Here is a 23,255-nt window from a genome sequence, read left to right on the forward strand (position 1 = left end):
TCTGCCATGCTGTTTTCCCTGTGCATACGTTCAAAGGTTTCCTGATCCATGGGAATTTTCTCTATTTCCATTTCGGCAGCTTTGGCCGGGTCGAGCTTACGGGGAAGATCCTTTTGGGTGTTATGCAGCTCTTCGAGCAGGCCGGGAGAAATGGTGAGCAGGTCAACACCGGCCAGTTCCGTTATTTCGTCGATATTTCTGAAACTGGCACCCATTACCTCCGTTGTATAGCCGAATTTCTTGTAGTAATTATAAATGGATGTAACGGAAACAACACCGGGGTCTTCACTGGGCGGATATGAATCTCTTCCCGTGTCTTTTTTATACCAGTCGAGAATACGACCGACAAAGGGGGAAATCAGGGTGACACCGGCTTCGGCACAGGCAATAGCCTGATGGAGTCCGAAGAGCAGGGTCAGGTTGCAGTGGATTCCTTCTTTTTCCAGTATTTCAGCAGCTCTGATTCCTTCCCAGGTGGCGGCAATTTTGATGAGAATTCTTTCTTTCGAAATACCTTTGGCCTCATACTGGCTGATGATCTCACGGCTCTTGGTGATGGTGCTCTCCGTGTCGTAGGAGAGGCGGGCATCAACTTCCGTCGAAACGCGTCCGGGAATAATATCGAGAATCTTGAGGCCGAATGCCACGGCCAGCCGACTGAAGGCGAGGTTGGCCACTTCGGCCGGTGAGCCGTCTTTGCCCACTGATTCCCTGGCTTGTTTCAGGGTGTCGTCCACTATATCCTGGTATTGTTCCATTTTAGCCGCTGCAGTGATAAGGGAAGGGTTGGTGGTTGCATCCCGCGGGGTATAGGTGCCGATTGCCTGCAGGTCACCGGTGTCGGCGACGACAACGGTCATTTTTTTTAACTGGTCAAGTAGATTTTCAGCCATAATGAGTTACTCCTTGTTGGTAGTGGGGGACTGTGATTTTTTGCTGTTTTTATTTTTCGCTTGTTTCCTTGTGCTGAAGAAGAGTTTTTGCCGTATTTTCATCCGTAATCAGGCCATTGATAAGGTTGCCTTTCAAGGCGGCCTTGATGGCCTCTATTTTTCGTGTGCCGCTTGCCAGGGCGATGACCCTGCATTTTTCCCTTGGCGGGATAGGGGCACTCGCTACCCGATGATTGATGATACCTTCAATCAATTCTCCGTTCCTGTCAAAGGCCCAGCCGGCAATATCGCCGACAGCGCCGGCCTTCTGCAGTTTTTCAAGTTCTCTTTTTGAAATAAAGCCATCCACATAAAGGGGAGCTTCCGGACCAAGATCACCTATGCCCACAAAGGCTACATCAGCCCTGGCCGCGAGTTTAAGCGTCTTTTTGATCATCACCTGGTTATGGAGCAGATCCCGCTCTTTTCTTGAAGTGGCAATAATAGGTAATGACATTGGAAAACAGCGGGCGGTTACCGTGTCGGCGATGTTGAAAATGACATTATAAAAGGATACGGAACCATCCGGTACAATATTTCCGGACAGCGAGACGATCTTATGCCGGGCGCAGTCAATGGAAACCAGCTGGTCAATAATCGTTTTCAGGGCGCGGCCTGTCCCCAGTGCAATGATTTTCGGTTTCTTTGAGCGGAGATATCGTTCTAATGCAGCCGCCCCTGCCTGGGCAATTCCGGTTGCGGCACCGTCAGAACCGGGGTCGCCGGGCATCACCTCGGTATAGTCAAGAGCATGCTCCCTCCGTAGGCGGGAGGCCAGTTCCATGCAGTCGGCAATGGGGTGGTCAAGTCGGACCTTGACCAGTCGTTCTGAAATCGCCAGAGAGACAAGGCGTTGTACGGATTGTCTGGAGATATTCATTTTTCCAGCAATTTCTTCCTGGGTGTTTCCGCCGATATAATAAAGCCAGGCGGCTCTGGCGGCATCGTCGAGTCGGGAACTGGTGTTGGTCATAAATGTATACCCTGTGAGCAATTACAGTTCAGAGGTAGTAAAATCACAAAGTTGCTACCCCTGTGATCAATTACGTTGTCAATTATGCACACTTTTTCTGATTTTTCACGGCAAGCCTGAATTTGTGACCGTTCGATGGCGATATTGAAAAGTGTGTCCTGATCCTGATTTTATTCTTTTGCTGTAATATATAGGGTACTGACCTACAAAAACGAAAATTGGAAGTCAACAGTTATTTGTTTCATTTATTTCCGTTATAGCTGAATCAGTCACGGATTCAGGTTTAATATCTTCCCTGTCGTCACATGCTTCAATTCCGGGGAGTGCCCTGCCTTCCATAAACTGCAGGGATGCACCGCCGCCGGTGGAGATATGGGACATTTTGTGTGCGTAACCGAGGAGATTCACCGCGGCCGCACTGTCACCACCACCCACAATGGTTGTTGCATCCAGATCAGCCAGGGTTTCGGCCACACCGAGAGTCCCTTTTGAGAACTGTTCAAATTCAAAAACACCCTATTGTGGGCAGTGCTCCCCGCAGTCGGCTGTCATCCGTTATTTGTCCTTTTTTTAAAGGCACGTTGAAATCACAGCGAAGCAGAACCTTTTTCCCGTTTACCTGAATATCTTCAATTGATTTTTTTCATACATTGTTTCTGGGCTCCCACCTGTGAGTCGTTGGACAATCTCCTGATTACTTTGTCCCGGAGTTCAGGGAGAGGGACATTTCCCCGCGGTGATTATTTTCATGCTGTTGGTTCCACCTGTGATATAATTACGATCACCGCGGGTGATAATAACCGTATCTCCAGGGGCAATAAGGTTTTGTTTAAGCATTTCGGCTATGATCTTATGGTCTGCAGTTATGCTGTCCAGGTCCGCTGTTTCAACGTCCAGGGGATAGACTCCCCGGAACAGTGTCACTTTTCCTTTTGTAGCATTGTGATTGGTTATAGCCATAATGGGAATGGATGAATTGATGCAGGACATCCATTTCGGTGTTGAGCCCGATTCAGTGAGGGCGGCGATAGCTGCTACCCCCAGATGATTTGCCGTGTACATGGCGGCCATGGCAATGGCTTCATCAATACGACCGAAAACGGAGTCCATGCGATGGGAGGATTCCCGTACAATATCCTGTTTTTCCGCCTCCCTGCAGATCCTGTCCATGGCCCTGACGGCGTTTACCGGGTACTGTCCTGCGGCTGTTTCGGCGGACAGCATTACCGCGTCGGTACCATCAATGACCGCGTTGGCAACATCAAATACTTCCGCCCGTGTGGGAATGGGGTTTGTGATCATCGATTCCATCATCTGGGTGGCCGTTATGACCACCTTGTTCATTGACTGTGCCTGCCTGATGAGTTGTTTCTGTACGGCGGGCAGTTCGGCATCGCCGATTTCCACACCAAGATCCCCCCGGGCGATCATGATAGCTTGGGAGGCCTTGATAATTTCTCCGATGCAGGCCATAGCTTCCGCCCGTTCAATTTTAGCGACTATTCCCGCATGTCCTCCCGCCTGGATAAGAAGTTTTCTGGCGGTGTGGATATCGTCAGCGTTCCGGACAAAGGAGACGGCCAGGTAGTCCGCGCTGATTGAGGCGGCAAAGCCGATGTCCTCCCTGTCCTTGTCGGTGAGAGCGGGAGCGGAAAGACCTCCGCCGAGTTTGTTGATGCCCTTGTTGTCAGACAGAGTTCCACCGCTCCTGACCCGGCAGTGGATGGCGTTTTTTCTGATTTTCTCTACGCGAAGCACAATGGCACCATCATTGAGGACGAGAATATCCCCGGCCGTCACATCATCAATGAGGCCGGGGAAAGTGAGGCCGACCCTTTCCGGGGTACCGTTTTTCAGGTGACAGGCGGTATCAAGAATAAAAGAATCGTTTTTTCGCAGCTGTATTGGACCGTTTTCAAAACAACCAATCCTGATTTTTGGGCCCTGTAGATCCACCAGGATTCCAACCGGTCTGCCCAGCTGATTTGCCAGATCCCGTACATTTTCAGCCATGGTACGGTGATCTTCATGGCTGCCGTGGGAGAGATTGAGCCGGACCACATCGGCGCCGGTCCGTATAAGATCACCAAGAATGTCCAGGTCCACCGTTGATGGGCCGAGCGTGGCTACAATTTTTGTTCTGCGCAACATTGTATGTATCCTTTGTTCAGTTAGTGTCTGTCAGTTCGCCCTGGCCGGTGGCGGAAAGAACACTCTGCCAGAGTCGGCCTTCAAGGGCCACTTTTTTTCGTTTTCCCGCAGAACGGTCGAGGGGAACATGGACAAACTGGTTGTTGAGATGGCCTATGAACAGATTTGTCTTCCCTGCCATGGCCGCGTGGACTGCGTTGAGACCTAAAAAATTACAGAAAACGCGGTCGTTGGCATTGGCCGGCAGGCTGCGGATGATATAGCTGGGATCAATATACTTGATTGTCACGTCTATTTCATTGTCCTGAAAATACTTTCTGGTGACTTTTTTCAGGTATTGACCGATGTCCTGGAAACGGATATTACCTGAACGATCATGGTCAGTTGTCCGGGTGGAGAAGAGATCCTGACCTGCACCTTCTGCTACAATAATGACGGCATGGTTTCGTGTTGCCAGTTTTCGTTTCAGTTTACTGAGTAGTCCACCGGGACCATGCAGGTTGAATTTGATCTCAGGAATCAGGACGAAATCGGCAATTGGTACAGCCAGGGCAACGGTTGCGGCAATAAAGCCGGAATAACGGCCCATCAGTTTTACGATGCCGATGCCGTTGAAGTGTCCCACCGCTTCATTATAGGCGGACCAGACTGCCTGACTTGCCAGTTCCACTGCCGTGTCAAAGCCGAATGATCTGTCCAACAGGTAGATATCATTGTCGATGGTTTTGGGAATACCGATAACGCCGATTTTTATCCCTCTTGCTCTGATGGCGCTGGTGAGTTTCATTGCCGCCACCAGGGTACCGTCTCCACCGATGATAAAAAGTACACTGATATTCATTCGTTCCAGGGAATCAATGATGGTTTCCATATCTCTGGCTCCGCGGGAGGTTCCCAGGATGCTGCCCCCCCGGGCGGTTATATTGGAAACCCGTGCCGGATTGAGTTCCATGATATCGTGGCCGCATTCCGGGACAAAACTTCTAAGACCATAACGGATGCCATATATCTTTTTGACATTGTATCCGTGGTAGAGCTCGTCAACGATGGTTTGGATGATGCCGTTGAGCCCGGGGCAGAGTCCGCCGCAGGTGACAATTGCACAGCGGAGTTTGCTGGGGTCAAAATATATTTTTTCCCGAGGTCCGGCGGGCTCAAGATTCAACGGTTTTCTGTCATTTCTGATATCTTCTGCAACACTGTTCAGCCTCTGGTCAAGCAGGATCCGTTCATTATCGGAGATAAAATGAGTCCTGTTCGTCGTGTTTTCGTGTTGAAGTTTGGGCGAAGAGACGGTCGCAGCCCCAAGAGAATCAATAGTAAATGATACCTGACTTCCATCTGACCGGGATCCTGTCATTTTATCGACTCCTTTTATGGGGCTATGTGCTCGAGAAGGCGGAGCATGTTGCAGGTATATCCATATTCATTGTCATACCAGGATACAAGTTTGACAAAAGTTGCATCCAGAGCGATGGAGGCCCCGGCATCAAAGATGGAGGAGAGTCCTGCACCACGAAAATCGGTGGAAACCACGTTTTCGTCGGTATAACCAAGGGTCCGGCCCAGTTCATTGTCCCGGGCTGCCTCTTTCATGGCATTGCAGATTTCGTTATACGTTGCCTCCCTTTCCAGCTCGCAGGTCAGATCAACAACTGAAACATCAGAGGTGGGAACCCGGAAGGCCATGCCGGTCAATTTACCGTTCAGTTCCGGCAGGACAACGCCCACGGCCTTTGCGGCACCGGTGGAGGAGGGGATTATGTTTTCAAGAATTCCTCGTCCGCCCCGCCAGTCTTTCAGTGAAGGTGAGTCAACGGTTTTCTGGGTGGCGGTGGCGGCGTGGACTGTGGTCATCAGTCCCCGCTTGAGGCCCCATTTGTCATGGAGAACCTTGGCGATGGGGGCCAGGCAGTTGGTGGTACAGGATGCGGCGGAAACGATTGCTTCACCTGTGTAGGAGTTATGGTTTACACCATAGACAAACATGGGGGTTCCGTCCTTGGATGGCGCGGACATGATTATTTTTCCTGCCCCGGCCTGGAGATGCCTTGTGCAGTCTTCTGCGGTCAGGAAGAAACCCGTGCATTCAAGAACCACATCAACCCCGGCCTCCCCCCAGGACAATTCGGCGGGATCACGTTCCGCGGTAAGGTGGATTTTTCGGCCATTGTACAGCATGGTGTCTCCGGAAACGGAAATGTCCCCCTGGAAACGGCCATGGACAGAGTCGTACTGAAGCATATAGGCCAGGTAGTCATTATCCAGTAGATCATTGATCGCAACAACCTCAATGTTTTTGAAGTCTTTGGCAACTGCTCGAAATACCATGCGGCCGATACGGCCAAAACCGTTAATTCCAACTTTGATAGTCATTGTTATTCCTTTTTTTTAATTTGTACCTGAAGTGCAGGATTCAGGTTGTAATTTGGCCCGATGGAGCTGCATTTTTTTTGCTTGGCAACCGTCAGGCGACCACATCTTCAATGGCGGCGAGAATGGCAGGTACCGTAAACCCGTTTTGTTCAAAAAGCTGTTGAGCCGGTGCGGATTCACCAAACCTGTTGATGCCGATCACCTTGCCCCGCAGGCCGACATATCTGAACCAGCCGTCAGGAACTGCCGCCTCGACTGCCACTCTTGCTGTGACAGCAGAGGGAAGGACAGCTTCCCTGTATGCGAGATCCTGACGGTCAAAAAGTGTGGTGCAGACCATGGAAACAACACGAAGATTCCTGGGGCAGATTTTTGCCGCCTCCATCGCCAGGGAAACTTCGGAACCTGTCGCCAGAAGAATCACTTCGGGGGGGCTTTCGCAGTCGAGAAGGATATAGCCGCCACGACTGATATTCTCCATCTGTGTTTCATTCCGGTCATGGTGTTCCAGGGTCTGGCGGGAGAGGATCAGACTGGTTGGTCCATCTTTTTTTTCAATGGCTGCTTTCCAGGCGGCTGCAGTTTCCACACCGTCACAGGGGCGCCAGCAGTCCATGTTGGGGATCATGCGCAGGGAGGGCAGCTGCTCAATGGGCTGATGTGTGGGGCCGTCTTCGCCCAGGCCGATGGAGTCATGGGTAAAAACATAAATGGAACGGAGTTTCATGAGGGCGGCCATTCGCAGCGCGTTACGGGCGTAGTCCGAAAACATCAGGAAGGTGCCCCCATAGGGGATGAAACCGCCGTGCAGGGCCATACCGTTCATAATGGCAGCCATGCCGAATTCTCGGACACCGTAGGACAGGTAATTTCCTGCGATATTACCATTGTTTACACAGGATGATCCTGACCAGGATGTAAGATTGGAAGGGGTGAGGTCAGCGGACCCCCCAAAGAGTTCGGGGAGGAGGGGCCCGAATCCTTCCAGGGTTTCCCGGGAAGCTGCTCGGCTGGCAAGTGATAGTCTTTTATCGCTTGTTGCTTTGATAAATTTGCTGGAAAGTGAATCCCAGTCGACTGGAAGTTCACCGGAAATACGGCGGAGGTATTCCGTTGCCAGTTCCGGGTGGCTGCTGTTGTAGGCGTTGAATTTTTCCTGCCATAATTGCTCCGCAATGGCACCCCTGTCCCTGCAATCCCAAGCGGAATAGATTTCTTCCGGAATTTCAAAAGGGGGGGAGGTCCATCCAAGGTTCCTGCAGGTGGCTTCTCTTTCTTCGGGGCCCAGTGGCGCACCATGGCAGAGATGACTGCCGGCCAGAGCGGGAGAGCCGGAACCTATTGTTGTTCTGCAGCAGATAAGTGTCGGTTTATCAGAACTGTTTTTTGCCTTTCGAATTGCGCTGTCAATTATTTCCGGGTCATGACCGTCAATGTCCCTGATTACCTGCCAGCCGCAGGCGGAAAACCGGGTCGCGACATCTTCTGTGAACCAGCCATCTGTATGGTCGTCAATACTGATTCTGTTGTCATCCCAGAAAACGATGAGTTTTCCCAGTTTCAGTGTTCCGGCAAGAGAACAGGCCTCAGCGGAAACACCTTCCATCATGCATCCATCTCCCATGAAGACATAGGTGAAATGATCAACAATTTCATGTCCCGGTCTGTTGAACTGGGCGGCGAGGGTCCGTTCCGCGAGTGCCATGCCCACTCCGTTGGCAATACCCTGGCCCAGAGGTCCGCTGGTTGTTTCAACACCCGGAGTGTAACCGTGTTCAGGATGTCCCGGAGTCTTTGAGCGGAGCCTGCGAAAATTTTTCAGGTCGTTAATTGAGAGGTCATAACCACTCAGGTGGAGAAGGGAATAAAGCAGCATTGAAGCATGGCCGTTTGAAAGGATAAACCGGTCCCGATTGCTCCACGAGGGATTGGCCGGGTTATGTTTAAGATGACGATTCCAGAGCACTTCGGCAATATCCGCCATACCCATGGGTGCTCCGGGATGGCCTGAGCCGGCCCGTTCTATGGAATCGACGGATAATACTCTGAGGGCGTTGGCCAGTTGTTTTTGTGAAGCCATTTTTTTATCTCCGCTACAGTAGTTGATTGTGAAGTATATAAGTTCGCTTGGCCTGGAACGAAAATTCGAATTAACCACATTATTCTGTATCAGGCATATGCCTTTTTGATGAGCAAATGCTCAGATAATTGAGTAGCAGAGCCCGCAGAGAAAGTCAAGGCATATGTTCGCGCGAAGGGCATATGTTCGATTATGTTTGGGAATCAAAAAAAGTTTGGCAGGAACAGAAAGAAAAATGTTATAAGAAGTGTAGAAAAAATACACAAATACTTTTGCTGTATCGTATAAAAAGGAAACAAGATGAAGGGAACTCTTCTGATAGTTGATGACAGGGAAAAGCTTTGCATGAGTTTTGTCCGGAATTTTCAACAGCGGGGATATAAGGCATGTTATGCGGTTAACAGCAGGGCCGCGGTTGATCTTTTTTCACGGAAAACTATTCATGCCGTGCTTCTTGATATCATGCTTGGGAATGAGGACGGTCTTGTCCTGCTCCAGGACTTCAAGCGGATCAACAGTAAGGTTCCGGTTATTATGATTACCGGCCATGCATCCATTTCCACGGCGGTGGAGTCCATAAAACTCGGCGCCTTTGATTATGTACAGAAACCGCTGGATTTTGAAAAGCTGCTGAACATTGTTGATAATGCTGTTAACCTCTGCATGCTGAAAGAGGAAAACAGACAGCTCCGGGGTCAACTTGGTGAACTCGCGCCCAGATTTGTCAGCCGGAATGAGCTGGTCCTTGAGATGTTTAACCGGGTTAAAAAACTGGCAGTGACCAACCTGCCGGTTCTCATCACCGGCGAAAACGGTACCGGCAAAGAACTGATTGCCGATTATATTCATGCCGCTTCTCCAAGAAATATCACCAGGATGCTGAAAATCAACTGCGCATCCTTTGCTGAATCCCTGCTGGAAAATGAGCTTTTCGGTCATGAAAAAGGGGCCTTTTCCGGTGCGGATTCGGAGTTCAAGGGTGTTTTTGAAAGGGCGGACGGCAGTTCTCTTTTTCTTGATGAAATTGGTGATATGCCCGTTACGATCCAGGCAAAAATATTGCGGACTCTGCAGAATAACGAGATTCGCAGGCTCGGGGGAAATCGTACCATCCTTGTTGATGTCCGGTTTATTGCCGCCACCAACAAAAATTTAATGGAGCTGATCCGTGAGGGTTCTTTCAGGCAGGACCTCTATTATCGTCTCAACACCGCCATTGTCAATGTTCCTCCTCTTCGTGATCGCAAGGATGATATCCCCCTGCTTGTCAAGACATTTCTTGATAACTATGCAAGTGAAAACGGTATGATATCCAGAGAAGTTTCCGATTCAGTCATGGAAAGACTGATGCGGTATGACTGGCCGGGGAATGTCAGAGAGTTGAAGAATGTTATTAACTACGCCTCGGCCATTTCTTCTACAGATACGATCGGAGTCGATGATCTTCCTCCTGATTTTATGAATTTCGATGAACCGGAAATTTCATTGAACATACGAGAGGAAATGGAGAGGGATCTGCTGGTGAAAATGCTGAAAAAAACTGGGAATAACAAGAAAAAAACGGCTGAACTTCTGAAGATGAGCAGAAAGACACTTTACAACAAATTAAGTAAATATGGCATCTCTGCATGAAATGGAAAACCAAAAACTCCTGCGACTGAGCAACCTTTCCCTGGAATATGGTCGGGTTCATGCCCTGAGAAATATCAATCTTTCGATCGGTTATTCCGAAATTCATGCCATTGTCGGGGAACATGGTGCCGGAAAATCGTCAATGGGCCAGGTTATCAGCGGGATGCTGAAACCGGTGGTGGGGAAGATCGTTTTTGAAGATACCACCTACAGTCAGTTGTCTCTCAAGCTGGCAATCAAACTGGGTATCGGCATGGTTTACCAGCAGGTTTTTCTTAACCAGCATTTTACCGTGGCTGAAAACCTGTTTTTCCCGGCAAAAAGCATCAACAGATTTATCTGGCACAGCAAAAAACGTGTGCACCGGGAGGCGGCCAGGCTCATGGAAGATTACGGTTTTGATATTGATCCATCCCTTCCCCTGAAAAATCTGAATATGTCGGAACAGACTCTTGTGGATATTCTTAAGAATATCCATAAAAAACCTAAACTTCTGATCCTGGATGAAGCCCTTGAGAGGCTGTCGGTGGATGATCTGGAGAAGGTTGTAAGGATTCTTTTCGATATGAAGAAAAAAGGCATGTCCATTCTCTTTATCACTCACCGCCTTGATGATATCTATAATCTGGCTGACAGGATTTCAATTCTGAAAAACGGCCAGGTACTGTTGACCGACTATGTAAAAAACATCAACAAAATTAATCTGATCAAGATGGCTTATACCCAGATTGACGGGGAGTCTTCCGTAGAGGGATTAAACAAGGAATTCTATAATCTGCTGAAATATAACGAAGCGATTCTGAGAAACTTGCCGGTCAATCTTATTGTCACGGATTCGGATCATCGGATCAAACTGGTGAACGATCACTGCAAACAATATTTTAACCTGAAGGGACGCTCACACATTAACGCCCCCCTTGAGAAGCTTTTCTCCCAGGCAAACAGAAAGGTCCTGAAGCTGATTCTTCAGGCCTTTGCCACAAAGGAGGAGAAGGCTTTTTACCAGGTGCCAATGATTCTGAATCGTACCCAGGGTGTTACAAATATTAAAACGTTTCCAATTTATGACGGTACGTTTGGTATCGGCAATATCATTATTATTGAGGATGTGACGGAATATGATCAGTTGCAGAAGCAGTTTATCTTTTCCGAAAAACTTGCCTCCGTGGGACTTCTTGCCGCGGGGGTGGCCCACGAAATAAACAATCCTCTCGAGATAATATTTAATTATTTGAGTTATATAAAATATAAATTCAGGGAGCCTGAAATTCGGGAGGCTATCGCCAATATCCATGAAGAGATTTCTTCCATTGCGGCCATTGTCAGTAATCTTCATTCTTTTTCCGATAACAGGCGGACCAGAAGTGAAGAAATTGAGATAAATGATCTTATTGCCAAAATTCTCACCCTGATCCGACCCAATGCCAGAAATAAGCAGATTGATTTGAGTTTTGAACCGTTCGGCCGGGATATAAGGATTAATGCCAATAAAAACGAATTGAAGCAGGTCGTTCTCAATATTCTGAAAAACAGCCTTGAGGCCTTGAACAGTGAAGGAAAAATTTCAGTAAAAACCATGACTGTCGACCGGGACGGCAGTGATTTCGCGCGGATCACCTTTTCTGATACCGGGCCCGGCATTCTGATACGGAATCCTGATGATATCTTCCTGCCTTTTTTCTCTTCAAAAAATGATACCGGGAAAAATATGGGCCTGGGATTGTCGGTCAGTTACGGTATTATCAAGAAATACAACGGCTCTCTCGAGGTAAGGAACCGGCGTGAAGGAGGGTGTGAATTTATTATTACCCTGCCCCTGAGCAGTGAATAAATTTTGTTGGTCATCTTGAAAAACAGCGTTTTCATCTGATCTGCGTCATGGAGAAATAAAAAATGTTCACAGATGCCGCTGGATTTTTACAGGCTTTGTTGTTTGCTGCAGCCAACCTAAGCAGGCAAAAGAGAATGTGAAAAGCAGGGGCGCCTGCCAGCCATTACCCATATTCGTTTTTTCTTAATCCAACAACTCGACAAGAGATTTCTGTAAAGAAATAAGCAGCCGGTGACAGGAACTGATCTCACCGGCTCTGGCCCGTTGTTCTGCCATTACTGCAGTTTGTGCATGTTTCTGCAGTCCCAGGTTGAGCAGATTGCCTTTGAGCCCGTGAACCGTCGCGCATAACAGTTCGTCGTCTTCTGCGTTTGATGCCGCCAGAGCTTTGTTCAGATGCTCGGACATGCTCCGGGCCGAGGTGACCAGTAATTGATCGATCTGATCGGGTTGAAGCTTGTAGGTTTTACTTAAATGTGTCTGGACACGTTTACGGAGATTTTCCTTCGCCTCTGAATGTTCGACAGTCTGAGAGGTCGGTTCATTGGAGGTGGACTGACAGTCTATCTTTTCTGCACTGAATTTCTGCAGGAGTTCCATTACCTGCTCAGGCTGAAAGGGCTTGGTGAGGTATTCGTCCATACCCGCCTTCAGACATCTGGTTCGGTCACTGTCCATGGCGTGGGCGGTCATAGCAATGATCGGTATATGTTCCCCGGTAAGCCGTTTTTTTAACAGAGTCAGCAGTTGCGTCGATAACTGTGATTTTACTGGACGGTTTTCTTCCATCGCTCGAATAATTCGGGTGGTTGTCAGTCCGTCCATCTCCGGCATCTGCACATCCATAAGGATAACATCAAATCGATATGTACTGAGCAGTTTCAGTGCCTGCAGGCCATTTTCCGCCGCTCGCACCTCCTGCCCTGATGATTCAAGAATAATAGTGGCCAGCTCGCGGTTGGTTTCATTGTCTTCCACCAGCAGAACTGCAAGGCCGGTGATTCTGTTTCGTCTGCCTCCGCTAAGCTGACAGGCCTGCCGCACTCTCTCCTTATCGCAGGAGACCAGGGGTATGGTAAATGAGAAAGTGGAACCAAGCCCCTCGGTGCTGGTCAGGACACACTCACCACCCATGAGCTGCACCAGTTGCCGGGAAATGGCCAGGCCCAGGCCGGTGCCTCCATAACGTCTGGAGATAGAGCTGTCTGCCTGTTGAAAACTCCCAAAAAGATGTTGTTGCTTATCTACAGGGATACCAATTCCGGTATCTTTGACAGCAAAGCAAAGAATCTTTTTTTTCTCTGTTGATCTGGTCCCGTCAAAAGAAACATGAACGCTGATCCTGCCCTGGTCGGTAAATTTGATAGCGTTGCCAATCAGATTGACCAGGACCTGACCCAATCGCACAGCATCACCTATAATGGCCTCGGGCACATTCCCATCCCGACGAATGACCAGAGTCAGTTTTTTATCCCTGGCTAGATCGATCATGGTGGAATAGACATTATCAAGCAGTGTTTCAAGGAGAAAGGGCTGCTCTTCCAGCAAAAGCTGGCCAGCTTCTATCTTGGAAAAGTCGAGGATGTCGTTGAGCAGACCCAGCAGCATAGTGGAGGAGGTTTCGATCCTGCCTACGTACTTCTTCTGCACAGGATCTAACTCGGTTTCCTGCACCAGCCGGGTCATGCCGATAATCGCATTCATGGGCGTTCGAATCTCATGGCTCATATTGGCCAGGAAATTTGACTTCGATCGGCTGGCCTCCTCGGCCTGTTGTTGCGATTTTCGCAACACTTTTTCTCTTGTGACAGCCTTCTCTTCCAGGAGCAGAAGTTGCTCATAATTTTGTTGTAATGTTCGTGCTGATTTTAAAAGAAAGAGGGTGTATATAATCAGTGCAATTCCTATCGCGACATTCTGGCTGTCGGGGGTTTTGTAGAGTCCAAAAGTAAAGGGCTGGAGAGTCAGGACAACAAACAGAGTCACTGGAAGCTTCTGGTAAGAAAGGGTAGCAGTGGAGCCACCGGCTATACCGACGAGGACAATCAAAATGAGTTGCCGTGATCCGGCGTTTACCGTCATGGGATAGATCCAGCAGGCGAGCAGACCCCAGGTTATTCCGGTCAGGGCAGCACCGATATTAAACAGGAGTTCTGCCCGACTATTTGAAATGGGGCGGGTTTTATTGATTTTGGTGTGGAAAATAAAGATACAGGTTCGATACAGCAGAACCGACATCATGAGTGACAGCCAGCCGAGCAATGCCTTCTGATCGGGAAAATTACGGAGAAGAAAGAACATACAAATTGAAAGAATCGCCGTAGTCAGAAGTGAGGCGGGAAGCTGTCGATAGAGAAGGTCGACCTGTTTTTTGCAAATAGCTTCGGAGGGACGGGGCATTAGATGTATTCCATGTGTAGCAAGGTTCTTAAAAACACTGAGATCGTGAGATTTTCTCAAACCTGTCCCGAATAGTCCTGAACAAGTCGAAGTCGCCTGATTCCGGCATTTCAAGATCTGAAATGACGATTCGAAAATCCGGATGGTTTTCTGTCAGATGCTGCGTTGAACATCCACTGTCAGCCTCCTGTATCTTATACCTCTCTTCTCCAATATACATTCGAAGGAGTAATTCATGGGCGGTATCATCTTCGACGACGATTTTAGTTTTAATATTTCGCTCGCTCATGGAGAGGAGATTTCTCAGAAAAGAATTGCTATGCAAAAGTGTCCTGAATTAAGGTAATAAAGTTTCTTAGTAACTACTCACAGGTGCTGCAGATTTTTGCAGGCTCTTTTGTTCGCTATAGCCTACTATGCGTACAAAAGAGACCGTGAAAAGCTGGGGTACCTGTGAGTAATTACCATTAAACAATAAAAACCCCAAGCAACTCACAACTCTTGAGCCGCTTGAGGTATCAGTCGGCATTGAGCCGAAACCGACCAGTTCTATAATGTCGGCAGATAACTTATTTACGTAAATCAAGTTCCTTCAGGATCATTCTGTACTTGTTCACATCTTTCTTTTTCAGATAGTCCAGAAGGCTGCGACGCTGACCAACAAGTTTAAGCAGTCCCTGCCGTGAATGATGGTCCTTCTTATGAACTTTGAAATGCTCGGTCAGGTACTTGATGCGATCCGTAAGAAGCGCAATCTGCACCTCCGAGGAACCAGTATCGGATTCATGGGTTTTAAATTTTTCGATTATTTCATTTTTTCTTACTGCTGACTGTGCCACGATACTCCTCCTGAAACAGTATAATAAACATATACATGTATAAGATTAGACATTAGACCTAAATCCTGTTCACCTCTGTACTGCGGATCAGATTTCCAGATGTTCAGACAATTCAAAATCCGCCTTTGACAACATAATCCCTGTCCTGCACTTTGTGTCGAAACAGGGAGTACAACAACGGCCGGCCGGATTAGGTGGCGTATTCCGACAGCCTTCCAGATACTTTTTACACAGTATCCAAATCATTTGAATATTGCAATAGTTTAGACACCTCTTCAAGAGATAACATCTTCCTGTAAAACCGCTTTCGAGCATCATCTGCAGTCAGATCTTCAGGCGTAAGGCTGCCTTCAACTGAAAAGCACCCACTCCTGACGCGACGCAATTGCACAAGATGGGCACCACATCCCAGATCTCTACCAATATCAACGGCCAGGCTACGGATATAGGTGCCCTTGCTGCAGACAACCCGAATCCGCAGATCCATTTCGCTTCCTGTCAGATCCTCATCCTCGCCAATGCGCTCAAGAATTGAAACAGTAATCTCTCTGGGCTCTTTTTTAACCTCAATCCCTCGACGGGCATAGTAATAGAGTGGTTTCCCCTTATGTTTCAGGGCCGAATACGCAGGGGGAGTCTGCATCTGCACGCCCATGAACCGTTGCAGAGAAGCCTCAATATCAGAAGCATTCAAGATACCGACTTCTGTTCTCTTTGTTACTTTTCCTTCCGTATCAAATGTTTCAGTTTCTACACCAAGACGCAGAGTTGCAAAGTACTCTTTCTCTCCCTCCATAAACATTGGGATCATCTTTGTTGCAGGTCTGCCGGCACAGACAACGAGCAACCCGGTGGCAAAAGGATCAAGCGTACCCGCGTGCCCAACCTTTTTCATACCGAGAATACGCCTTATCCTGGCAACAACGGCGAAAGAGGTCAGACCCTCAGGTTTATCCACCAGAAAAACTCCTGCCTGCGGTGCTGTCACTTCAATTTTATTGTTGCCCATGCAGCACCCTGCTCACCTTCTCCTGCACCTGCTGACGAACAGTCTCAATTGAGGTGTCCGACAACCTGAACCCTGCCGCATTCCTGTGGCCACCGCCATCAAAGCCTCTGGCAATGGCTGCCACATCGCATTCTCCCTTTGCACGCATACTGACGGAAACCTGTCCGTTTTTGCCCTCTTTCAAAAACACGGCGATCTTTACTGTTCTCAGGGAGCGTGGATAATCTATAAATCCTTCCACGTCCTGCATCGTGGCGCCACTTTTCCTGAGCATCTGCCGGGTCACATGAATGAATGCAACCTGATCAGACTCATAAAGGGTCATGGTGGCCAGAACAAATTCCATGAGTTTGAGCCTCTCCTTGCTGTAATTATCAAAGAGATGCCGACCGACTTCTTCAGGGCGTACTCCTTTTTCAACCAGTTCAGCAGCAATATGCAGAGTTCTGGACCCGGTACAGTCATAGCGGAAAGAACCTGTATCGGTACAGATTGCCACATAAAGATTATAGGCTGCTCCGTAAGTTATCTCCAATCCCAGGGCCAGAGCCAGTTCGTAAACCATTTCCCCGGTCGAGGAGCGTGATGATTCCACCCAGCGCACAGTACCGAAGTCCCGGTGAGAAAGATGATGATCAATAACGGCAAAGGGACTGATGTTCAGAAATTTTTCCCTATATATTCCAAGTCGGTCAGCATCCCCGCAATCAAGCGCAAGAGCCATCAAATCTGTCGAAGCTTCATTCACAAAACTCTCCAGATCGTCAAGGGAACAGTTTGCCAGTTCACAGCCAGGGAGAAAATCGTATAGATGGGATACGGGCTCTTCAAGGAAACAAAACACCTTCTTCCCCGACACCAGTAACAGATCAGCCAGTGCGAAAAGTGAACCAAGCGCATCACCGTCCGGGTGAACATGGGTGAACAGAACAATATTGCCCGCCCCCTTAAGAGCCTGAACAACTGCGTCAGGAACTGTCACGGACCTTTCTTTCATCGGCTATTTCCTGAAATATGGATTCCAGCTCTTCAACCTTCTCCGCTGTATCATCATAATGAAACTGCAGGGCTGGAGTGAAACGCAGGTTCAGAGTTCTGGCAATATGACTCCTCATGAACCCGTTGGCGCGACGCAACCCTTTTTGTGCCAGTTTTATACCTTTTCTGTTTATTTCATGATCAATAACAGTAAAAAATATTCTGGCAATACTCAAATCATCGGTAACCTCAACCCGGGAAATGGTTATTCCCTGCAATTTCGGATCTCTTACCTTGCTCACCAGCAGGGTGGCAAGCTCAACACGAATCGCATCTGCAACCCTCGCTGAGCGTTTCCTTTCAGGCCTCCTGCCGAGCCCGATGGAATCTAATGTCTGTTTCGGATCCCAGGTCGTCACTATCTCTTTTTTCCTTCTATTTATCTAATCCTGTCCATAAATGGTCTTTTTGCCCGCTATCTGCGTTGCCCGAAAAATTTTATCCCCGGCAGAGAGTTTTCTCGCCGCAGTTTAGATTTTCATTGGCTTTTTGTACGCACTGGGCATAAATGGCCGGATCATGGAGTTGCTACCCCTGTGACCAGTTACCTACAGGGTTGCCTCAACTTCGGTCATAACATACGCTTCAAGGCTGTCACCGACCTTGATATCGTTGAATTTCTCAACCCCAATACCACATTCGTACCCGGAAACCACCTCTTTTACATCATCCTTGAATCGTCTCAAAGATTCAATCTTGCCGGTATAAATAACTACTCCATCGCGCAGGACACGCACACCGGCATTTCTCTGGATTTTTCCATCCACCACAGCGCAACCGGCAATTGTCCCAACCTTGGGAACATGGAAGGTTTCACGCACCTCCGCAAGACCGATAACATCTTCTTTAAACGTCGGCTCAAGCATACCTACCATGGCTTTTTTGATATCATCAAGGGCATGGTAAATAACATCGTAGGAACGGACATCAACTGATTCTTTCTGGGCAAGCTCCTTCACCTTGACACTTGGCCTCACATTAAAACCGATAATGATAGCATCCGAGGCTGAGGCAAGCAGGATATCCGATTCGGTGATGGTACCTGTTCCTTCATGGAGCACCTTGACTTTTATTTCATCCGTGGAAAGCTCTTCCGCCGCCTTGGCAAAAGCCTCCAGAGTACCCTGGACATCGGACCTGAGGACAACACGCAGCTCCTGAACCTCACCCTCACGCATCTGTTCAAACAGTTTATCGAGGGAAATTTTTGTATTCGCCCCAAGTTCTGATTCCCTTGCCTTCAAGGCTCTTTTCTGGGACACGCTTCTGGCCATTTTTTCATCAGTGACAACTATGAACTCGTCTCCGGCGCTTGGAACGCCTGAAACACCCTGTACTTCTACCGGGATCGACGGCCCCGCCTCCTCAATTTTCTGGCCTTTGAAATCCAGCATGGCCCGAACTTTTCCACTGAATTGACCAACAACAAAATGGTCCCCGGTATGCAGAGTTCCATCCTGAACAAGCACAGTGGCAACAGGGCCGCGACCCTTATGCAACTGCGCTTCAATAACACGTCCACGGGCTTTACGTTTTCTGTCCGCTTTCAACTCAAGCATTTCAGCCTGCAGCTGAATCAGCTCCATCAGCTCATCAATACCTATATTTTTCTTAGCTGATGTCTCACAATACATGGTTTCTCCACCCCAATCTTCAGGGGAAAGGTCAAGTTCGGCAAGCTCACGCTTGACCCTGTCGACATCGGCATTGTCCTTATCAATCTTGTTCACGGCCACAATGATCGGAACACCTGCGGCCTGCGAGTGGCTGATCGCCTCACGGGTCTGGTCCATGACACCGTCATCCGCCGCCACTACCAGGATAACAATATCCGTGACCTGTGCTCCCCGTGAACGCATCTCGGTAAAAGCCGCATGACCCGGTGTATCGACAAAAGTCACGTCTCCATAGTTTGAACGGACATGGTAAGCACCAATATGCTGGGTAATTCCACCTGCCTCGCCTTCCGCCACATCAGTTTTTCTGATAGCATCCAGAATCGAAGTCTTACCATGATCAACATGGCCCATAACAGTAACAACAGGAGAACGTGGTTCCTTCTCTCCACCTGATTCGGATTCGTTCAGCATCTGGATCCCGATTTCTTCCGTAATACCCTGCTCAACATCATATCCGAAATCAGCGGCCAGAATGATCGCGGTTTCCACGTCCACGGACTGGTTAATGGTTGCCATAACTCCGAGTCCCATCAGTTTTGCAATAACGTCGCTGGCTTTTACTTTCATACGCTGAGCCAGATCACCGACACTGATGGAATCATATACCTTGAACCGTTTCTTGCTGGCCTTCATCTCGGAGGGAGGAGCCACCGGCTTGGGTGCTTTCCTGCCACCCTTTCTTCCACGCTTGCCACCTCTCGCCTGGTAATCATTGGCAAAATGGGTGAATTTAAGACCTTTCTTACCTTTTTTACCGCCCCGACTGCGGTAGTCATCTCCCTTACCATCATGGGACGCACCCTTTTTCCCTTTCTTTCTGCCACGACCACCATCATCGCGATCAGCAACGGGAGCCATTGCCGCAGGTGTCGGTCTGGCCCTCCTCTGGGAGGCAGGTTTCCCGCCTTTCCTGCGGGGACGGGAAGGCTGGGTTTCCTCTTTCGGTAATTCTATTGTACCAACGACTCGTGCCACATTTTTGCGAACCGGCTGTTTTTTCTCAACCTTGCTTTTTGCTGCAGGAGCTTTTTTACCTGAAACAGCTTCTACTGCTTCTTTTTCTTCAGATTCCGAAGATTGGGGAGTATCAATCTCAGAATATTGCTCTTCTGAAACATCCTTTTCTTTTACTGATTCTTTGCTGTCAGCTGTTTTCTCTGCTGCAACCGGTTCAGGTTTATCCTGTTTTTCGTCCGGAACCTCTTCAGGTACTGTTTCCTTCTCAGGGGATGCGACGTCAACGACAGTTTCTTTTTTTTCTGCAGCCGTCTCAATATCTTCTCCGGATGTGTCATCCGATTGTACAGGACTCTCCGGGACAATTTCTTTTTCCTTCTCGACCACAGGCTCTTCGACCTTCGGCACAGCTTTCGGCCTCCTGCGAATAACCGTTGCTCTTCTCCTGATCACTGTTGACTTACCGCTTTCACTGATCCTTTTTTCAACCAGTTCCGTATCGGTCGATTTCAGAATAGTATTCCGGATCTTTTCAGCGGTTTCGTCATCAACCGTAGAGCTATGGCCCTTAATATCGTACCCGAGTTCCAGCAATTTATCGGCCAACACCTTACTGCTCATGCCGGCTTCTTTCGCCAGCTCATAAACCCTAATCCTGCTCATCCTTCACTCCCGTATTACACCGCAACAATTTTCACTCGCCAAGACCTACGTCGCCCGCACCACCCTTACCGACAAGCTATTATTAATTCTATTTTCTCAAAGACGAAACAATCTTTTCCATTTTTTTTTTCGTTTATACAGCAGCTCAACACACTTTTCATTGGTGCAGCAATATGCTCCCCGCCCAGGCAGCACCTGCCGCTGATCCGCCACTATACCACTGTCCCGCCAGACAAACCTGAACAACCTGTCCTTATTCTTCTTGCTTCCACATGAAATGCATGTTCTGACAGGTCCGCAAATCATCCTGTTAACCTGTTCATGTTTATCTTTCAACTGCCGCTGTCACCTTTTTCGGATTCATCCACCTGCTGCCGGTTTTCCTCTCCTTCCTCGTCCCGGGACAATTCCGGCTCAGAATGATCTTCATTTCCTGATCCACTGTCTTCCATTCCTGTTTTTCCCTCTTTCGGTTCACCATCAAATGGATTGGCTTTCGCAGCGTCAATCAGATCCCGGGCGAATTCATCATCAATTGCACGCAGAACAGTGAGGTCTTCAACACTCTTTTCCGCCAGAACAGATGTTGAGGAAATACCTTTTGCAAAAAGCTGATCGGCGAGAGACTCATCAACTCCCTCCAGAGCAAGTAGAGACTGATATCCCTCATTTTCAAGATTTGCATACCGTTGTTCACTTTTCACATCAATACGCCACCCGAGCAACCTCGAAGCCAGTCTGACATTCTGCCCCTGCCTGCCGATTGCCAGAGAAAGCTGATCATTCGGAACAACAACCAGAAGAGATTTGGCTTCTTCATCAACCCTTACCATACTGACATGGGCTGGAGCCAGTGCATTATAAACGTATTTAGCCGAATCAGGGCTCCAGGTGACAATATCTATCCGTTCCCCCTGAAGTTCCTGCACAACATTCTGTACCCTTGAGCCCTTCATTCCGACACAGGCGCCAACCGGATCGACATCACTCTCCGACGAACTGACCGCAATCTTAGCACGGAAGCCCGGCTCTCGGCTGACGCCCATGACCCGAACAATACCTTCAGCCATTTCCGGGACTTCCATCTGAAACAATTTCTCAAGAAACTCATCGCAGGTTCTGGAAAGGATAAGCTGAGAATCCCTGGCGGTCTGACGCACCTCTTTCAGATAGGCCCGTATACGATCCCCCTGTTTGAAGGAACGTTTAGGGATCTGCTGATCCTTGGGAAGAATCGCATCAGTTCGTCCAAGATTGACAATCATATTGCCGCGCTCAAAACGCTGAACAATCCCACTGACAACCTCGCCGACCCTGTCCTTGAACATCTCATAAATGACTTCCCGTTCGGCGTCTTTCATTTTATGGATAATGACCTGTTTGGCCGATTGCGCCGCAATCCGGCCCAGATCGGTAATATCCTCCATTTTTTCACCAAGCTCATCACCAAGCTGAACTTCAGGGTCAAGTTTCAGGGCCTCTTCCAGAGAGATCTCCATCTGTTCATCTTCCGGTTCTTCCACTACAATCCTGAATTGAAATATCTCGACTTCACCATATTCTTCATTGTAGCGCACCTCTATATCCCTGCGACTGCCGAGCTTCTTCCGGGCAGCCGAACGCACGGCCTCCTCGATCGCTTCTATCAGCAATGCCTTGTCGAAACCACGATCTCTGCAGATCTGGTCGATGATGCGTTTTAAATCCGATAGCATTTCCTTACCCCATCATTATTACTTTCAGCTCCAATCCATGGAGAATATCCTGTTACCAGGGAAATTTTTATCTGTTCCCTGACATATGCCTGCGCTTATTTTTATCGCAGTCCTTGATTTTGAATGAATCTGCTCATCTATTGACAGACACCAACTGACACTTATCCGATTGAATTCGTTACAATTTCGTGATATGTTTTTTTAACAAAACCTTGAAGTTCAATCATATAATTCACAATCGAGTCTGCTTGACAAATCACTTGCCCCCTGCGATCCATCAGCTCACGGATTCAGGAAATAGTCAATCTGGCCTTGTTGACCACTGCAAAAGAAAATTTCACGCTGGATTGATCTTCCAGTTTCAGCAGGATATCACTGCCGTCAACTTCCTCAATAATCCCTTCAAAAATCTTTTGTCCATCTCTTTTTTCCGACAGCTTCACCCTGGCAGTCTTCCCTAAAAAACGGGCAAAATCAGTAACTGAGCGCAGGGGTCTCTCAAGTCCGGGCGAAGACACCTCCAGATGATACGCATGGTCGATAAAGTCTTCAATATCCAGGTAATGACTCAACTCGCGACTGACTTTACTGCAGTCTTCGAGTGTCACCCCCCTGTCTGCATCAATAAACACCCTCAAAACCCACCCGTGACCTTCTCTTCGAAACTGAATATCAAAAAGCTCCAATTCCATCGACGGCAACAGCTGCCTCAAAAATACTTCTATGGTTTCCAGTATATATTCAGACATTTCACTATTTCTACAACGATGTACCACGACAGCAGGATCTGCAGTTCCATTCCCTCAGAAGTCAGAATCCGGACATAAAAAAAAGCGGGCAATGCCCACTTCCAAAAAAAAGCCTTGCCGCAACTGAAGAAACATTACGGAAGGTATAACTTCAACTTCCAGCACCATACCGGACAGTTGAACTGTGCAACATTATCATAACAGCCGGCTGTTGTCAAGCCCAAGAAGTCC

The 23,255-nt window shown here is 48.4% G+C and carries 19 protein-coding genes and 1 pseudogene; 2 read left to right on the forward strand and 18 right to left on the reverse strand.

What is annotated here, in order from left to right; genetic code table 11:
• From ACXLDX_RS12225 to tkt, 8 genes and pseudogenes are all read right to left on the reverse strand, one after another.
• Nucleotides 1-893: transaldolase (locus tag ACXLDX_RS12225; protein ID WP_457577467.1), on the reverse strand; the 893-nt coding region annotated here is incomplete at its 3' end.
• Between the two features lie 49 nt (nucleotides 894-942).
• Complete coding sequence (locus ACXLDX_RS12230; protein ID WP_457577468.1) at nucleotides 943-1,905, reverse strand: sugar-binding transcriptional regulator; 963 nt, start codon at nucleotides 1,903-1,905, stop codon at nucleotides 943-945.
• Nucleotides 1,906-2,199: 294 nt separating this feature from the next.
• Nucleotides 2,200-2,421: pseudogene (gene pgk, locus ACXLDX_RS12235) on the reverse strand (phosphoglycerate kinase); the annotation flags it as partial.
• Complete coding sequence (pgk, locus tag ACXLDX_RS12240; RefSeq protein ID WP_457577485.1) at nucleotides 2,411-2,539, reverse strand: phosphoglycerate kinase; 129 nt, start codon at nucleotides 2,537-2,539, stop codon at nucleotides 2,411-2,413. The pseudogene pgk (ACXLDX_RS12235) and the gene pgk (ACXLDX_RS12240), both read right to left, overlap by 11 nt.
• Before the next feature lie 77 nt (nucleotides 2,540-2,616).
• Nucleotides 2,617-4,056 (reverse strand): pyruvate kinase, encoded by a 1,440-nt coding sequence (gene pyk / locus ACXLDX_RS12245; protein ID WP_457577469.1) that lies wholly within the window; start codon nucleotides 4,054-4,056, stop codon nucleotides 2,617-2,619.
• A 16-nt stretch (nucleotides 4,057-4,072) separates the two neighbouring features.
• Nucleotides 4,073-5,416 (reverse strand): ATP-dependent 6-phosphofructokinase, encoded by a 1,344-nt coding sequence (locus ACXLDX_RS12250; RefSeq protein ID WP_457577470.1) that lies wholly within the window; start codon nucleotides 5,414-5,416, stop codon nucleotides 4,073-4,075.
• 14 nt (nucleotides 5,417-5,430) lie between these two features.
• Nucleotides 5,431-6,432, reverse strand: coding sequence for a type I glyceraldehyde-3-phosphate dehydrogenase (gene gap, locus ACXLDX_RS12255; protein WP_457577471.1), 1,002 nt, complete (start codon nucleotides 6,430-6,432; stop codon nucleotides 5,431-5,433).
• A 91-nt stretch (nucleotides 6,433-6,523) separates the two neighbouring features.
• Nucleotides 6,524-8,512, reverse strand: coding sequence for a transketolase (tkt, locus tag ACXLDX_RS12260; protein ID WP_457577472.1), 1,989 nt, complete (start codon nucleotides 8,510-8,512; stop codon nucleotides 6,524-6,526).
• A gap of 300 nt (nucleotides 8,513-8,812) precedes the next feature.
• Between tkt and ACXLDX_RS12265 the strand changes: the two genes are divergently transcribed.
• Nucleotides 8,813-10,144, forward strand: coding sequence for a sigma-54-dependent transcriptional regulator (locus tag ACXLDX_RS12265; protein WP_457577473.1), 1,332 nt, complete (start codon nucleotides 8,813-8,815; stop codon nucleotides 10,142-10,144).
• A gap of 1 nt (nucleotide 10,145) precedes the next feature.
• Nucleotides 10,146-11,975, forward strand: coding sequence for an ATP-binding cassette domain-containing protein (locus tag ACXLDX_RS12270; RefSeq protein ID WP_457577474.1), 1,830 nt, complete (start codon nucleotides 10,146-10,148; stop codon nucleotides 11,973-11,975).
• Nucleotides 11,976-12,158: 183 nt separating this feature from the next.
• On the opposite strand, the gene ACXLDX_RS12275 is transcribed toward ACXLDX_RS12270, so the two are convergent.
• The 10 genes from ACXLDX_RS12275 to rimP form a co-directional block, all read right to left on the reverse strand.
• Nucleotides 12,159-14,375: a response regulator gene (locus ACXLDX_RS12275; RefSeq protein WP_457577475.1), complete on the reverse strand. Its 2,217-nt coding sequence runs from the start codon at nucleotides 14,373-14,375 to the stop codon at nucleotides 12,159-12,161.
• Nucleotides 14,376-14,403: 28 nt separating this feature from the next.
• Nucleotides 14,404-14,664, reverse strand: a complete 261-nt coding sequence (locus tag ACXLDX_RS12280; RefSeq protein WP_457577476.1) for a response regulator — start codon at nucleotides 14,662-14,664, stop codon at nucleotides 14,404-14,406.
• Nucleotides 14,665-14,944: 280 nt separating this feature from the next.
• The gene (gene rpsO / locus ACXLDX_RS12285) at nucleotides 14,945-15,214 is read right to left on the reverse strand and encodes a 30S ribosomal protein S15 (RefSeq protein WP_457577477.1); all 270 of its coding nucleotides are present in this window, start codon (nucleotides 15,212-15,214) and stop codon (nucleotides 14,945-14,947) included.
• A 226-nt stretch (nucleotides 15,215-15,440) separates the two neighbouring features.
• Nucleotides 15,441-16,223 carry a tRNA pseudouridine(55) synthase TruB gene (gene truB / locus ACXLDX_RS12290; RefSeq protein WP_457577478.1) on the reverse strand — a complete coding sequence of 261 codons (783 nt, stop codon included), beginning with the start codon at nucleotides 16,221-16,223 and terminating at the stop codon, nucleotides 15,441-15,443.
• The gene (locus ACXLDX_RS12295) at nucleotides 16,210-17,220 is read right to left on the reverse strand and encodes a DHH family phosphoesterase (protein ID WP_457577479.1); all 1,011 of its coding nucleotides are present in this window, start codon (nucleotides 17,218-17,220) and stop codon (nucleotides 16,210-16,212) included. Before ACXLDX_RS12295 ends, truB begins: the two co-directional genes overlap by 14 nt.
• Entirely contained in the window at nucleotides 17,192-17,620 is a 429-nt protein-coding gene (gene rbfA / locus ACXLDX_RS12300; protein WP_457577480.1) for a 30S ribosome-binding factor RbfA, read from the reverse strand. The genes ACXLDX_RS12295 and rbfA overlap by 29 nt, the downstream gene beginning before the upstream one ends.
• A 189-nt stretch (nucleotides 17,621-17,809) precedes the next feature.
• Nucleotides 17,810-20,560, reverse strand: a complete 2,751-nt coding sequence (gene infB, locus ACXLDX_RS12305; protein WP_457577481.1) for a translation initiation factor IF-2 — start codon at nucleotides 20,558-20,560, stop codon at nucleotides 17,810-17,812.
• Between the two features lie 96 nt (nucleotides 20,561-20,656).
• The gene (locus ACXLDX_RS12310; RefSeq protein ID WP_457577482.1) at nucleotides 20,657-20,866 is read right to left on the reverse strand and encodes a YlxR family protein; all 210 of its coding nucleotides are present in this window, start codon (nucleotides 20,864-20,866) and stop codon (nucleotides 20,657-20,659) included.
• Between the two features lie 26 nt (nucleotides 20,867-20,892).
• Complete coding sequence (nusA, locus tag ACXLDX_RS12315; protein ID WP_457577483.1) at nucleotides 20,893-22,275, reverse strand: transcription termination factor NusA; 1,383 nt, start codon at nucleotides 22,273-22,275, stop codon at nucleotides 20,893-20,895.
• Between the two features lie 290 nt (nucleotides 22,276-22,565).
• On the reverse strand, nucleotides 22,566-23,024 hold the full coding sequence (gene rimP / locus ACXLDX_RS12320) for a ribosome maturation factor RimP (RefSeq protein WP_457577484.1): 459 nt from the start codon (nucleotides 23,022-23,024) through the stop codon (nucleotides 22,566-22,568).
• Nucleotides 23,025-23,255: the final 231 nt, after the last annotated feature.

The sequence above is a fragment of the Desulfomarina sp. genome, assembly GCF_054039375.1.

Bases quoted from the DNA above. Each gene is read 5' to 3' on its own strand.
- nusA (WP_457577483.1), bottom strand. From the start codon at position 22,275: ATGCTATCGGATTTAAAACGCATCATCGACCAGATCTGCAGAGATCGT.
- ACXLDX_RS12310 (WP_457577482.1), bottom strand. From the start codon at position 20,866: ATGATTTGCGGACCTGTCAGAACATGCATTTCATGTGGAAGCAAGAAG.
- ACXLDX_RS12270 (WP_457577474.1), top strand. From the start codon at position 10,146: ATGGAAAACCAAAAACTCCTGCGACTGAGCAACCTTTCCCTGGAATAT.
- pyk (WP_457577469.1), bottom strand. From the start codon at position 4,056: ATGTTGCGCAGAACAAAAATTGTAGCCACGCTCGGCCCATCAACGGTG.
- infB (WP_457577481.1), bottom strand. From the start codon at position 20,560: ATGAGCAGGATTAGGGTTTATGAGCTGGCGAAAGAAGCCGGCATGAGC.
- tkt (WP_457577472.1), bottom strand. From the start codon at position 8,512: ATGGCTTCACAAAAACAACTGGCCAACGCCCTCAGAGTATTATCCGTC.
- ACXLDX_RS12275 (WP_457577475.1), bottom strand. From the start codon at position 14,375: ATGCCCCGTCCCTCCGAAGCTATTTGCAAAAAACAGGTCGACCTTCTC.
- gap (WP_457577471.1), bottom strand. From the start codon at position 6,432: ATGACTATCAAAGTTGGAATTAACGGTTTTGGCCGTATCGGCCGCATG.
- truB (WP_457577478.1), bottom strand. From the start codon at position 16,223: ATGGGCAACAATAAAATTGAAGTGACAGCACCGCAGGCAGGAGTTTTT.
- ACXLDX_RS12280 (WP_457577476.1), bottom strand. From the start codon at position 14,664: ATGAGCGAGCGAAATATTAAAACTAAAATCGTCGTCGAAGATGATACC.
- ACXLDX_RS12295 (WP_457577479.1), bottom strand. From the start codon at position 17,220: ATGAAAGAAAGGTCCGTGACAGTTCCTGACGCAGTTGTTCAGGCTCTT.
- ACXLDX_RS12230 (WP_457577468.1), bottom strand. From the start codon at position 1,905: ATGACCAACACCAGTTCCCGACTCGACGATGCCGCCAGAGCCGCCTGG.
- ACXLDX_RS12250 (WP_457577470.1), bottom strand. From the start codon at position 5,416: ATGACAGGATCCCGGTCAGATGGAAGTCAGGTATCATTTACTATTGAT.
- ACXLDX_RS12265 (WP_457577473.1), top strand. From the start codon at position 8,813: ATGAAGGGAACTCTTCTGATAGTTGATGACAGGGAAAAGCTTTGCATG.
- rimP (WP_457577484.1), bottom strand. From the start codon at position 23,024: ATGTCTGAATATATACTGGAAACCATAGAAGTATTTTTGAGGCAGCTG.